Source organism: Methylocystis bryophila (assembly GCF_027925445.1).
Classification (GTDB): Bacteria; Pseudomonadota; Alphaproteobacteria; order Rhizobiales; family Beijerinckiaceae; genus Methylocystis; species Methylocystis bryophila.
Map to the genome: position 1 here is coordinate 1,937,939 of NZ_AP027149.1, position 13,736 is coordinate 1,951,674.

Annotated in this window: 11 protein-coding genes; 7 read left to right on the forward strand and 4 right to left on the reverse strand. The window is 60.9% G+C overall.

Going from position 1 to position 13,736, the window contains the following annotated elements; all coding sequences use genetic code 11:
• The first annotated feature begins 12 nt into the window (after window positions 1-12).
• The 7 genes from QMG80_RS09160 to QMG80_RS09190 all read left to right on the forward strand — a co-directional run bounded on the left by QMG80_RS09160 (window position 13) and on the right by QMG80_RS09190 (window position 9,591).
• Entirely contained in the window at window positions 13-3,399 is a 3,387-nt protein-coding gene (locus tag QMG80_RS09160; RefSeq protein WP_085772533.1) for an NAD-glutamate dehydrogenase domain-containing protein, read from the forward strand.
• Between the two features lie 114 nt (window positions 3,400-3,513).
• Entirely contained in the window at window positions 3,514-6,093 is a 2,580-nt protein-coding gene (locus QMG80_RS09165) for a PAS domain S-box protein (protein ID WP_085772534.1), read from the forward strand.
• A gap of 31 nt (window positions 6,094-6,124) precedes the next feature.
• Window positions 6,125-7,081 carry a patatin-like phospholipase RssA gene (rssA, locus tag QMG80_RS09170; protein WP_085772535.1) on the forward strand — a complete coding sequence of 319 codons (957 nt, stop codon included), beginning with the start codon at window positions 6,125-6,127 and terminating at the stop codon, window positions 7,079-7,081.
• Window positions 7,082-7,235: 154 nt separating this feature from the next.
• The gene (locus QMG80_RS09175) at window positions 7,236-7,676 is read left to right on the forward strand and encodes a PRC-barrel domain-containing protein (RefSeq protein ID WP_210190831.1); all 441 of its coding nucleotides are present in this window, start codon (window positions 7,236-7,238) and stop codon (window positions 7,674-7,676) included.
• 354 nt (window positions 7,677-8,030) lie between these two features.
• Window positions 8,031-8,192, forward strand: a complete 162-nt coding sequence (locus QMG80_RS09180; protein WP_085772537.1) for a DUF3309 family protein — start codon at window positions 8,031-8,033, stop codon at window positions 8,190-8,192.
• 60 nt (window positions 8,193-8,252) lie between these two features.
• Complete coding sequence (locus tag QMG80_RS09185; RefSeq protein ID WP_085772538.1) at window positions 8,253-8,432, forward strand: DUF1328 domain-containing protein; 180 nt, start codon at window positions 8,253-8,255, stop codon at window positions 8,430-8,432.
• A gap of 661 nt (window positions 8,433-9,093) precedes the next feature.
• Window positions 9,094-9,591, forward strand: a complete 498-nt coding sequence (locus QMG80_RS09190; RefSeq protein ID WP_085772540.1) for a sigma-70 family RNA polymerase sigma factor — start codon at window positions 9,094-9,096, stop codon at window positions 9,589-9,591.
• Window positions 9,592-9,725: 134 nt separating this feature from the next.
• Here the strand turns inward: QMG80_RS09190 and QMG80_RS09195 are convergent, their stop codons facing one another.
• From QMG80_RS09195 to ligD, 4 genes are all read right to left on the reverse strand, one after another.
• The gene (locus QMG80_RS09195) at window positions 9,726-10,229 is read right to left on the reverse strand and encodes a hypothetical protein (RefSeq protein ID WP_085772541.1); all 504 of its coding nucleotides are present in this window, start codon (window positions 10,227-10,229) and stop codon (window positions 9,726-9,728) included.
• A 24-nt stretch (window positions 10,230-10,253) separates the two neighbouring features.
• The gene (locus QMG80_RS09200) at window positions 10,254-10,565 is read right to left on the reverse strand and encodes a hypothetical protein (protein ID WP_085772542.1); all 312 of its coding nucleotides are present in this window, start codon (window positions 10,563-10,565) and stop codon (window positions 10,254-10,256) included.
• A 299-nt stretch (window positions 10,566-10,864) separates the two neighbouring features.
• Complete coding sequence (locus tag QMG80_RS09205; RefSeq protein ID WP_085772543.1) at window positions 10,865-11,065, reverse strand: CsbD family protein; 201 nt, start codon at window positions 11,063-11,065, stop codon at window positions 10,865-10,867.
• A gap of 209 nt (window positions 11,066-11,274) precedes the next feature.
• A complete protein-coding gene (gene ligD, locus QMG80_RS09210) occupies window positions 11,275-13,734 on the reverse strand; it encodes a DNA ligase D (protein ID WP_085772544.1) in 2,460 nt (819 codons plus the stop codon).
• Between the last annotated feature and the right edge of the window lie 2 nt (window positions 13,735-13,736).

The window sequence follows — 13,736 nt, forward strand, 5'->3', positions numbered from 1 at the left end:
ACTATTGTTGCGATGACGGCAAGCGCGGTCGACGACGTCAACCGCGACACGATGCGGGCGAAGATGGATTGGGAGTTGCAGTTCCGTAAAGTTCTCGATCGCTTCATGAAGCGGCGCCGCCTTGAATTGCAGGCTTTGCCGGAAGAGATCGATTTTCCGGAGAGCTATCGCCTCTCTACCGCGCCGCGCGAAGCGGTGCGAGACGCGCTCGATCTCGCTTGGGTCGCGGCCAACGAGCGCGACTCCCTGCGTCTCAGCCTTGCGGCGCGGGGCGCGACACGCGGCCCGTGGCGCTTGGCCCTTTTTTGCCGTCAGTCCCGCAATTTGGACGAGCTCTTGCCATTGCTGAGCAACATCGGACTGCGCGTTATCGACCAAACAAATTTCACGGTCGTCTTGAAGGGACAAACGCTCTTCATCCGCGATTTTCGCGTCACGTCGCGATTCGCGGATTCCGAGTGGTCATTCGTGATCGAATCCTCCTTGGCGGCCGCAATGGACGCCCTTCTGCGCGGAGAGGTGGAAGACGACATCCTCAACGGACTGGTTCTCAGGACGTCGCTCGAGTGGCGCCAGGTTGATCTGCTTCGCGCCTATTGCAATTATTACTTGCAATTAAACGACCGTTTCGATCAGCGGCGCATTCATGGCGCCCTCTTGACGAACTTTCGGTCCGCGGAGCTGCTGTACCGCTATTTCGAAGCGCGTTTCAAGCCGGACGCGCAGCTCGGCACCCCGTCCGAACGAGAGACCGGCAGCTTCCCGGCAATCCGCCAGGAGCTGATCGACGCGTTGGACGAGGTCGAGGAGCTTGCCGAAGACCGCATCCTGCGCGACGTCTTCAATCTCATCGACTCGACTTGGCGCAGCAATTTCTTCTTGCCGCAAAGAGGCGCGACGCGCAGCATCTCCCTGAAAATCGGCAGCCTGGGCGTGATCAACATGCCCAACCCGAGGCCTTTCGCCGAAATATATGTTCACGCTCGATCCATGGAGGGCGTGCATTTGCGTGGGGCGAGAGTGGCCCGCGGCGGCGTGCGCTGGTCGGAACGCCGAGACGATTTCAGAACGGAGATATTGGAATTGATGAGCACCCAGATGGTGAAGAACGCCGTCATTGTTCCCCAGGGGGCGAAAGGCGGCTTCGTGCTCAAGGCTCCGGTTGTGGGCGTCCGCGGCTCCTCCGACGCGGGACGTGAAGCCTATGGAATCTTCATTCGCGGGCTCTTGGATCTGACCGACAATCCCAAGGGAGCCGTGCCGGAGCGGCCTGCCGAGCTCCTCTGCTACGATGATCCCGATCCCTATCTCGTCGTCGCGGCCGACAAGGGGACCGCAAACTTCTCGGACGACGCCAACGAAATCGCGGCTGATTACGGATTCTGGCTTGGAGACGCCTTCGCGACGGGCGGATCGAACGGCTTCCATCACAAGAAGCTCGGCATTACCGCACGCGGGGCCTGGGTTTGCGTGCAGCGGCATTTTCGTGAAAGCGGACACGACATTGATGAGCATAGCCTGTCGGTGATCGGAGTGGGCGGCATGGAGGGCGATGTTTTCGGCAATGGCATGCTGCTGTCGAATAACATACGACTTCTCGGAGCGTTCAACGCCGATTACATTTTCATCGACCCAAATCCCGACAGACAGATTTCCTTCATGGAGCGCCGCCGGCTTTTCGAAACAGTCGGCTCGAGCTGGAGAGATTACAACCCCGCTCTTCTCTCGCCGGGCGGCGCGGTTTATCGGCGCGGCGCCAAGGATATTTTCTTGAGTCCCGAGGCGCGAAAATGGCTGGGCGGGCGCAGCGGCGGCTTCGACGGCGAGGCCGTTATTCGTCTCATGCTCGCGGCTCCCGTGGATCTCTTGTGGATGGGCGGGATCGGCACCTATGTGAAGGCCAGCGCCGAAACCAACGACGCAGTCGCGGATCATCTCAATGACGCCGCTCGCGTGAATGGAGCCGAAATCCGGGCGAAAGTTGTTGGCGAGGGCGCGAATCTCGGATTCACGCAAAGGGCGAGAATTGAATATGCGTTGAAGGGCGGCCGTATCAACACCGACGCCATCGACAACTCCGCTGGCGTGGATCTTTCGGATCACGAGGTCAATCTCAAGATTCTGATGTCGTCTCAGTCTGAGGGCGGCGACGTTCGATCGCGGCGCGACGAGCGAAATCTTTTGCTGCGGGAGGCTGCGGACGAAGTGTGCGCGCAGGTCCTCGACAACAATTATCGTCAGAGTCTTTGCCTTTCTCTAGAGCGCGAGCGCTGCCGTTTTGATCTCACGCCCTTTTTGGAGGCCGCGGATCAACTTGAGAACGCGGGATTGCTTGATCGCGTCGGCGAAGCCTTCCCCTCACGAAGAGAGATGCTCACGCGCGGAGAGCAGGGGCTGACGAGGCCTGAGCTCGCGATTCTGATCGCCAAGGGTAAGATCGTGCTGAAGCGCGCTCTGCTCGAGGCGCCAGGCGTTCTTGACGAAGAATGGGCGCAAGCGATCGGTGAAAGCTATTTCCCCGCGCGCGTCCGCTCACGCTACGGCGCGGGGGTGAGGGGACATTTACTGGGAAGAGAAATTGCCGGCGCCGTAATTTGCAATAAGATCGTAGACCAAGCCGGTATGAGCTTCCTCGCCGCGATGGAGAGCCTTGACCCGGCCCGGGTCAGCGAGGCTGTAGGGCTCTATCTCGCCTTTGATCAAATTCTGCAGGGAGACCGTTGGCGCGACGCGGTCCGCGCGCTCGACGGAAAAATGACGACCGAGCGGCAATATGAGCTTCTCTTGCAATTGGAGGAGGCGCTCGCATTCTTGTGCCGCTGGGCTTGGGAGCACGGGCGGCAGTTGCGGCCGGATCCACGTTCGATGGAACGATGGCGGGAGGATTTGAAACGGTACCAGACCCATCTCGGCGCCAGCCCTGAGTTTACTCTCTTGACTTCTGCGGCCCCTGAGGCCGCGCGATTGCTCTTTCTGAATCGCTTGCGCGACTTTCCCGCGCTCGTGGACTTGTCGAGGAGCGCTCAGCAGGATCTTGGGCAGGTCGCCGAGGCTTATGAAGATTTTCTACGCGCTCTAGGGTTGCGGCAACTGGCCTCGCTATTGTCAGAATTCAAGCCGCGCGACGTCTGGGAGCGTCGCTTGCAAAGCTCGCTCGAGGATGAGCTGCGCTCTGCAGCGGCCCGCTTCGTTCGCGTCGAGCTGAACTCGAAATATCGAGATCTCTCCGCCTTCATTCAAGGATACGGGCTCGATACGCGTCTTGCCAAGATCCAAGCGCTTCGTAACGAGCTGATCGAAACCGCTCCCGTGACATTGGTGCCTTTCGCCGCGCTGATCAGCGAAGTCCACTCCTTCGTCGACGCTTGCGCCGCGGCCGGCGGCGCCGCCCCCCGGTAGGAGGAGCTTGGAGAGAGTTCGAGTCTCGCGGGCCGTGCGCCGAGCTCGCGGGTGGTCAAGGCGGAGTTGAGCCCTATGTTTTCGCAGGAGCGGTCGAGTCACAGGGGCTTGGCGATGTTGCTGCAAAGCGGCGATCCGGGGGACGCTTGGCTCTTACGCGCGGCGCTGGACGGTATGGACGAAGCCGTTTGCGTCATCGACGACGCCGGCGCGCTGGTCTTGATGAACGAAGCCGCCGAAACCTTGGCCGGATGGCGCCAAGCCGATCTTCAGGGCTGTCTGCTTCCCCTTGTTCCGCCCATCTCCGCCGGAGCCCCTGCTTCGGGTCCGAGCGAGCAAAGATGCAGCTTGCGCCGCGGCGACGGGAACGAAATTGCAATCGAGATCAAGCTCAGTGACCTAGAGGGCGCAGCCGCAGGCTTTCGGCTGTTGCGCATGCGCAGAGCGTCTTCCTCGCGCGCGCCGTTTTCGGATCCGCTAGAATTGGAGCAAATGCTCCCTCAATTGTTCGACACGATTCCCGATGGCGTCATTCTGATCGACGAAACTGGCGTGATGGAATTTTTCAGCGCCGGCGCCGAGCGGCTCTTCGGATATTCGCGCCAAGAAGCGCTTGGTCAAAATGTTAAAATGCTCATGCCGTCGCCAACGCGAGACCTGCACGATCAGTATCTTTCCGCCTATCTCCATACGGGCCAGAAGAAGATCATCGGCGCAGGCCGAGAGGTGGTGGCGCGGCGCAAGGACGGAGCCTTCTTTCCCATCTACCTTTCGATCGGCGAGCTCTGGCTGTGGGGAGACCGTCGCTTTCTTGGAGTGACGCATGACCTCACGGAGGCAAAACGGTCAGCAGAGAAAGTCCTGACGCTCTCCGCCGCGATGGACCAGAGTCCGAATGCGGTGTTGATTGCAGATAGGGAGGGAGTGATTCAATATGTCAATGAAAGCTTCGTGAAGCTCACGGGCTACTCCGCTCAAGAGCTTGTCAACGCGACGCCGCGCGTGCTGGCTTCGCAGCATACAGAAGCGGAGCAGTATCGGCGGCTGTGGCGAACGATAGGCGAGGGTCGGGAATGGCGCGGAGAATTCGAAAATCGCCGCAAGGACGGGAGTCTCTACTGGGCGTTGGAGACGATTAAGCCGCTTCGCGACGGCAAAGGCGACATCACGCACTACCTCGCAATCCAGGAAGACATCACCGCGCGCAAGCGCGATCGGGAGGCGTTGATCGAGAGCGAAGCGCGCTTCCGTCACGTCGCGGAAATGACTGGCGAATGGCTTTGGGAGCAGGACGCCAGCGGGCGGTACACCTATAGCAGCGCTGGGGTCAAGGTGATCCTGGGGTTTGCGCCGGAGGAGATCATTGGCAAGAACTATCTCGAGTTGCGCGTCGACGGCCAGGATCATGACGCCGCCCTCCTAAAGCCCCGGCCATTCTTCCGTCTCGTCAATCAGTATCGCCACAAAGATGGAACCATCGTGGTCACGGAGTCGAGCGGCGCGCCGATCTTCGACCGGGACGGGCGGCTTGTGCATTGGCGCGGCGTCGACCATGACATCACCGCGCAGAAGGCTTTCGAAGACGCCTTGCGTCTGCGAGATCGCGCCATCGAATCGGTGCATGTTGGAATATCGATCAGCGACGCGAAGGCGCGGGGGATTCCGAACATCTACGTCAATCCAGCGTTCTGCCGGATGACCGGCTACGCCCGCGAAGAGCTCCTCGGTCGGAACCTGCGCATGTTGCGCGGACCCGAGACCGATGAGGCGGCGCTGGAGCGGTTCAATCGCGCTGTGAGCAGGGGCGAGGATTGCCAGGTCACGCTGCGCGTCTACCGCAGAAACGGCACTTCGTTCTGGAATGAACTGCTCGTTTCGCCCGTCGTCGACGAGGCCGGCGAGATCACGAATTTCGTCGGCATCCACACCGACGTCACCGAACGCCGCAGGGAGGCGCAGCGCAACCATGAGTTGGAGATCGCCAGGCATATTCAGCTGTCGCTCCTGCCGAACGCGCCATTGCGGTTGCCCGGTGTGGAAATGGCCGGTTACTGCGCGCCGGCGAGCCAAGTCGGCGGAGACTACTTCGACTATTTCGAGAATGCGGGAACGGTCGACGTCGTTATCGCCGATGTTTCGGGGCACAGCGTCGGCGCGGCTCTGCTGATGACAGAAGTTCGCAGCACGCTCCGGGTGGAGGCGCGCAAGGCGGTTGCGGCGGTCTCGCCTGCGGAGATTCTGTGGGATCTGAACGAACTGCTCTACGACGATCTTACTCGCTCCGAGTCGTTCATCACGATGCTTTACATGAAATACGACCCGGAGGGACGACGACTGACCTACGCCAACGCCGGACATAATCGGGCTATCCTGCTACGGTTTCCGGGTGGACGACCGACGCTGCTCGACGCGGAAGGATTGGTTTTGGGCGCGCTGCGCGGCGTCGATTTCGAGGAAAGAACCGTTGAGCTCACCGCGGGCGATCTGCTCCTGCTTTATACCGATGGCGTCACGGAGGCCCAGAACGCTGCAGGCGATTTCTACGGCGTTGAAAGGCTTATCGAGTCGCTCCGTCAACATAAGGAGCTCGCGTTGGAAGGCATAGTGAACGCTCTTCTCGACGATACGCGCGGGTTCTGCGGAGATCGCCCCCTCGATGATGACATCGCCATCGTCGTCATGAAGGCATGCTGAATTTTGAAACCGCGCGCAATGCGAGGGCGCCATGACCAATAATGTTTCGGCGGGCCATTCGAGACGCCGCAAAGTCGGCCTCGCGCTGAGCAGCGGAGTGGCGCGTGGTTGGGCGCATATTGGGGCCATACGCGCGCTAAACCGGCTCGGCGTTCCCTTCGATATCGTCTCCGGTTGCTCGGCAGGGGCTCTCGTGGGCGGTTGCTATCTCGCACGCCAGTTGGATCAGCTGGAGAAGTGGGCGCTGAGCCTGAGTTCGCGCAGAGTCGTGGGCTATCTCGATCTCAGTTTCGGCCGCGGAGGCATGATCAAGGGAGAAAAGATCAAGAATGAGCTGCGTAAATTTGTGGGTCAGCAACGCATCGAGGATCTACATGCACCGTTCATCGCAGTCGCGACTGATTTAGGCACGGGTCACGAAGTCTGGCTAAGGGAAGGCGATCTCGCTGAAGCGATCCGCGCGTCGATTGCAATGCCAGGGTTGTTGCCGCCGATCGAGTCTCGGGGTCGTTGGTTGGCCGACGGTGCGCTTCTCGATCCCATGCCCGTCGCGGCCGCTCGATCATTGGGGGCGGATCTCGTTATCGCCGTCAATCTGAACACAGACATTCTCGGGAAGATGCGTCAAGGCGCAACGAGTTCTCGGCTCGCTTTGGGTTTCGACCCGGGCGCCCTCTTAGCCGCGCAAGCCGAGCTTGCGGAGCGCGCGCCTCCACAAAGTCTCACTCAGGGAATATTCGGCGGAGGCCGCGAAAACCCGAACATTTTTGGGGTGATGATGACATCGCTCAGCATAATGCAAGACCGTCTGACTCGTTCGCGCTTGGCCGGCGACCCGCCAGACGTTCACATCACGCCGCGCGTCGGACATATCGGATTGCTCGAGTTCGAGCGCGCAGAGGAAGCAATCAGAGAGGGCGAGAACGCCGTCGAGCGCGCTCGTCCGGAGCTGCTGGACGCCTTGGAGGCGATGGGTCTCGCGATCTAATTTCCGTGAGAGAGGCTACGCTCGAGTGAGGCGCACGGGCTGTCCCGGGAGGATTGGAACAAGCATCGACGGCGTCGGTTATCCTGTCAAAGGAACGCTTTTGAACGGCGTCGACGGCGGGCTAGGCCGCCGCGGGAGAACGAGACCGATGTCGATGAAGCCGATCGCTCTTGCGCTTGCTCTTGCGGTTCTATCAGGCGGCGCGCGATCTTCTGGAACGCCCGCAGACCAGTTGATCGACGCGCCTGTAGAGACCGTAGCGCCGATGAGGGGTCTGCCGGATCATCATTCTTTGATCTCAGCCTATTACATGGCGAAAGTCTACGATCAGAGCAACTACAAGATCGGCGAGATCAAAGACATGCTCGTCGACGAGAATGGAAACATCAAGGCTGTTCTGCTCTCGGTCGGGACCTTTCTGAGAGTCGGCGAAAAAATTGTCGCCGTACCCTTCGACTCCATCCAGGCGAGCGAGGATGATGGGCAGTGGCGGCTCTCTGCAAATCTCTCAACACAGTCTCTAAGAGATGCGCCTGCCTATTTCTACAATCATAGGACGGCGCAATGGCAGTCGCGAAGGCTGGCCAGCGATTGAGCCAAGCCTGTTGGAGCGCCGGCCTTTGACGCGGCAAGGGTCGGCGCGGGAGGGCTGCAAATTCACGTGAGATGTATAGCGGCGAGTGCTCGGCGCCCTGAGGTCGCAGAGGCGCAGTTCGAAATTCGAGAAGCATGTTTGCAGCGGAGTCGCTGCGCGACCCGTGGCGAGCGCTTTCTTTGGAGCTGGGATAGCGTGTCGAAATTCTTGTTTTCGGTGGGCTTGTCGACCGAAATGTTCGTTCAAGCCGGAACAAATCCATTTGAACGCGAGTTAAGCCGCACAAAGGGCAATCGCTGGCGCTGGAGCTAAAGGCGCCTGAGCGCTGCGCGCGCAAATCAAAGGAGACGGAAGATGCTCTCGACCATCCTGATCGTCGTTTTACTCTTGGTGCTTGTCGGGGCGCTGCCGACTTGGCCCTACAGTTCGCGCTGGGGCTATGGGCCGGGTGGCGCTGTTAGCGCCGTCCTTCTGATTGTCCTCGTCCTTGCTGTCTTGGGAAGACTGAATTTCTGAACGGGAGCAGCATCTCCGTCTTTCCAGAGAACGTGAAATGTGAGTGAGAAGGAGGAAGCCGTGAGTAATCTTCTCTATTGGGCGCTGCTGTTCCTGGTCGTCGGCGTCGTCGCCGCAGCGCTGGGCTTTGGCGGCGTCGCGGGAACGGCGATCGAGGCCGCGCGGATCGTTTTCTGGGTGGCGATCGTGCTATTCGTTGTCGCCCTCGTTAGCGGACTGATCGGACGCGGGGGCGTATGAAGCGTCGCCGGTGGGGTCAGGCTACGCTTCTCGGCGCCGCTCTGCGGCGCCTTTTTCAATTTGTCAGTCACGCGGTTGGTCGCCCTGCCGGCGTCCGCTCGCCGAGTTATGGATGCGCCTTTCTCCGTCCCGATCATAGAAGGCTCGCGCGTTTGCACTAATTGAATGTGGCGACTGAAGAGGGACTTCAAATGGAGACATGCGACAAGCCAGTTGCGGAGATGGCGACAGGAGACGCTTTGAAATGCGCCTGGGACAAGGGGGTGGACGCATTGTCGACTGTCGTTCACAGCCCTGGTTCTGCAAGCATCAACGATTGGGCTCTGGCGTTCCTCGCGGCGCTTGTGCTCTTGAATCTGCTCTTGTTGGTCCTTCGTCTGCTTTTGCCTTCGAGACCGCTTTGAAAGAGAGAAACGCAGCGGATCTCGAGCATGAGCCGCACGCAAAGACTTGAGCAGAGCGCGAAGCGGGCTCGAGTTCGTGAAAGCCGCAGCAGAGGAGGGGTTGAGATGCGACTTGGTTCTCCCATCTTCTAACCACATCCGATCCGCAGTTGAAGCTCGGGCGCATCCTGAGCCGATCCGGCCAGAACCTCGTCCATGAGCCGATTCTGGAGGTCTCTCTTTCCTTTTGCGCCACATGGCGGCGCGCGAGAAGATCAATGATCACGGAAGGCTTCGGCGGCCTCGTCGTCAAAGAGATCCCCTATCTTCGCGCTTTCGCCATCGCGATTGCAGGCAATCGCGTCTTGGCTGAGGACCTCGTGCAGGAGACGCTGGTGAAAGCCTGGTCTCATCATTCTTCCTTCGAGGAGGGCACGAATCTTCGCGGCTGGCTGGTCACCATCTTGCGCAACACATACTTCACGGAATATCGCAAGCACCAACGCGAGGTGCAGGATAGCGATGGGGTTTTTGCGAGCCGCATCGGCGTCGACGGCGGACAGCAGATCAAGGTTGAGATGAGCCAGGTGAAAGCGGCGATCGGCAGGCTGCCGGATGATCAGCGAGAAGTTCTGATCATGACGACCGTTCAGGAGCTTTCCTATGAGGAGGCGAGCGCGATCTTAAATTTGCCGATGGGCACGATCAAAAGTCGATTGAACCGCGCCAGGGCGCGGCTGGCCGAGCTGTTGGAGCATACGAGTGGACGGGCATGAATTGCGATCCAGCGGGCGTTTAGCTCCGCCTCGAGCGAAATTCTCCAAAGGCTTATGCGATGAGATTGCGCGCCAACTTCTGATTTGGCGTGAGCTCAAATCGTTCGAATGATTCCCGTCGAACGGGAAACGTTTTAAGCGCCGGGCGTATTTGTCTGATGGCGACGGTTGAGCGCATCGAGGATTCGGGACGCGACATAGATCCCGATTCCGGCTCCGAGCAGCAGATGAAAGTTTTTGCCGGCCTGTCCCGCCACCAGCCTGAGCGCGGGCGCCCCGGTCTTGCCCGCGAGTCCCAGCAGCGCAGTTTCCACGCCGGCCAAGCTCAGAAGATCGCTCGCTTCCCGCAAGGGATGGAGGATCGTCGTCTCAGCGAGTTGCGCTGCGGTGGCTGCGTGGCGCCGTTCCCGCGCGCGCGCGGCTGCGTAGATGACGATCGCGATAACAAGATAGGCAGCGCCGAGAACGAGATAGGCGGCGCGCTCGCCATAAGCATCCCTGAGCCAGGAGTTCGCCGCCGCGGTGCCGAACCCGATCGCGACAACTAGCGGAGCCAGCGCTAGGGCGGCGCCGGACATACGGCTGACTGCCGCTCTAATCTTCGCCTCCGCCATTTTCAAAATCGGCTCGATGAACATGGCGAACTCCTGTTTCAGAAACGGTCAGCGACCGGCTTTCCAGATGGCGCCGAGTAAAAACCCCGCGCCGATCGCCAGCGCGATTGTCGTGAGCGGCTGGCTGCGCGCCGAATCGGTCAAGGCGTCCCGCATGTTGCCGGCGACTTCCTTCGTGCTATCGGCGACCGCTCTTCCTTTTTCCTGCGCCGCCGCGGGAAGTCCGCTAATCCGGTCGGCGACACGATCAGCCGTGGAGGAAACGCGCTGCCCAATCTGATCCGCCATAGTCGACGCGCGATTGGCGACGGCTCCGGTCGCGTCCTGCATCTGCTCACGCGAGGTGTCTAGGGAACCCATGGTTTGCTCCTTGCATCTTGCGTCTTGGCGACGCACGAGGGCTTAACCCGTGAGCGCGTGGGTTGTTCCCGTCTGTGGTGACACGAAGAACAAGGGGTGCTCGAGCGCCGTTAGGCTCGCGTGGCCCAGCGCCTCGCATCTTGTCGGAGGGGCTGATCTAACCGCAGGCGCTGGAGGCGATGACTTTGCACGTCGAATCTTCAAGCGGCCAGCGCGACACGCGCTGCGACGGCGTGCGCGGCGCCAAACAAGCTAAAGGGCGCTCACGCGCCCTTCGCCTTTCACGTGGATGCTAACCTTCAGTGGCGGGTCAAAAACTCGTCCACGTTCTTCTTGGCTTCTTCCTTGCCGTAGCCATAGCGATCCTGAAGCATCCCTTCGAGCTGCTCGCGCTTGCCATTGACCCTGGCGATGTCGTCGTCGGTCAGCTTGCCCCACTGTTCCTTGACCTTGCCCGTGAACTGTTTCCAATTGCCTTCCACGTTGTCCCAGTTGAGCATGGCTTGTCCCTTTCCTTGCGGGAACTCAGCATCGCAATTCCTGCGTAGCACGCAGGACAAGGCTCCGCCGTCTCCGCTTCGAGAAAACGCTGCGTCTCAGAATGCAGCATTCCCTTCAACCATCGGCCTAGAGCAATGTTCCAAAATATTTTGCTTCGGTGACGGCGTCCTAGCAGCGGAGCCATTGCTGAGTCGCTTGAGCTTTTCGACTAAAGCGCTCTCCTTGCGCCGCCCGCTAGCACTCTCGCGATCAGCTCGCGCGACTCGCGAGAAATGCTCTGACGCGCGTTGTCGAACGCGTCCCATTCATTCGGAAGCTGCGGCGCCGAATGAATGTTGAAAGCGGAGCCCGTATCGAGGGAGGCCAGTGTTTTCCATGAGACTGGAGCCGCGACTGGCGCGCCGGAACGCGCGCGGAGCGACCACGGTAGGATCGCTGTCGCCTTCTTCTTGTTGCGCAGCCAGTCAATGAAGATGCGCCCCTTGCGCCTCTCCTTGCTCATGGTGGCCACGAAGCGCTTGCGTTGCTGCTGTGCGACAACGCGCGCGAAGCCTTCCGCGAAAGCTTCCGTTTCGGGCCAGGCTAGGCTGCGATCAAGGGGCGCTGCGAGATGCACGCCTTTGCCTCCAGTGACCATAGGCCAGGTGCGCAGGCCGAGTGCGGCGAGATAATCGCGCAAATCCGCGGCCGCCTGGACGACCAGGATGAAGCTCACGTCGTCACCCGGGTCGAGATCGAAAACCAGCCGGTCCGGATGATCGAGATCGTCGCGCCGCGCCATCCATCCATGAATCTCGATCGCGCCGAACTGCGCGGCTGCATGCAGGCCCGCCTCTCCGTTGAGCGAAATGTATGTTTGGTTGTCGCAGTCAACCTTCAAGACGCTTCCGTTCATGCCCGGCAAGGGATGGCGCTGAAAGAAGAGATTGTCGATTGTGTCGGGCGCGCGCACGAGGCTCACGACGCGTTCGTGGAGGTGCGGCGCGATGCGGCGCCAGATCCTCTCATAATAGGCGGCGATGTCGCCCTTGGTGATTCCGTCAGCGGGATAGACGACGCGGTCGGGATGCGTGACCGGCGTCAACGCCTTACTGTTCCGCGCCGGCTCGGACTTTCGCGGGCGCGCGCGATCCTCTCTCACCCCCAGGAAGCGGGCTTGACGCATAAGGCCTTCTCCCGTCCATCCGCCAAATCGCGCTTCCGCTGAGAAGGGTTTCTCAAGGTAGATCGCGTCCTTCGGCAATTTTGCTGCAGCGCTGACTGCTGGCTTTGTTTTGTTCGCCTCAGCGATGAGCGGCGCGAGCTTCTCGCGCGTGCGCGCGCCATAGCCCGTGCCGATGCTCCCCACATAGCGCAGGCCTTCGGGCGTCTCTCTTGCCGCGAGAAGCGATGCGAAGCTCTCGCCGACCTTCGAGGGCCGATAACCGATGATTTGGACATCCTCGCGCTTATCGCCCTTGATCTTCCGCCAATCCTCGAAGCGGCCCGAGCGGTAGCGCGCGTCTTCTCGCTTGGCGACGATCCCCTCGGCGCCCGCCGTTGTCACCTGCGCGAAAACGGACGCGCCGCCGCCGCGAATCTCTTCCGCGTAGCGAATGGCTCCGCTGTGCCCTTCGAGAAGCTTGCGCAGCTTCTCCTTGCGGCTGCGCAGCGGGAGATCGCGCAAGTCTTGGCCATCCAGGAAGAGGAGATCGAAAGCGCAGTACTCGATGGGAGCTTGATCGCGCGCTTCCAAGGCGGCGACGAGCGCCGTGAAATCGGAGAGCCCGCGCGCGTCGAACACGACCGCCTCGCCGTCGAGGAGCGCGTTCTTACAAGGCAGCTCGAAGGCGGCGCGCGCCAGGGTGGGGAAACGAGTCGTCCAATCGAGCCCCGTGCGCGTATATGCCTTTGCGCCCTCGGCGCCGGTGGCGAGCTCGAGGCGATAGCCGTCGTATTTCATCTCGAATAGCCAATCCTCGCCCTGCGGCGGCTGCTCGGACGTTTCGCAAAGCTGAGGCGGCGTGAAAGCCGGAGTGGGCGCGCGAGCGCCTTGCCGGGTGTCACGCTTCGCGCGCGTTTCTCTTTGCCCAGCCTCCCGCCGGGACGGGGCGCCGCGTTCGATCTCCTCGCGCCTGCGCCCGCTTGCGACGCTGGTGTCGAAGCGTTCGGCGAGACTGTCGTCGGATTCGGCGAACTCGTCACGTTCCTTGATCAGCAGCCAATTTTCAGCCTTGTCGCGCTTCTTCATGGCGATCAAGGCCCAGCGTCCGCGCATGCGCGCGCCCATCGTCAAAAATTCGAGCTTGCCCTTGGCAAGCGCCTGGGCCGGATCTCCGTTTAGCGGTTCATAGGTCGCATCCTCCCAGAGCTCCACGACGCCGGCGCCATATTCGCCTTTGGGGATTGCGCCTTCAAAGCTGCCGTATTCGAGCGGATGATCCTCGGTCCGTACAGCGAGGCGCTTGTCGCTGGGATTAGCGGAAGGCCCGCGCGTCACCGCCCAGCTCTTGAGAACGCCGTCTATCTCTAGCCGCAAATCAAAGTGCTCGCGTCGCGCAAAGTGGCGCTGCACGACGAGGCGCCGTCCGCCCTTGCGCGCCGTCTGTCCTTGCGGCTCGCCGGACTTGGCGAAATCGCGCTTGGCGCGGTAGCGCGCAAGCGGGTCTTGAGTTACGCCGCCCGCCACGG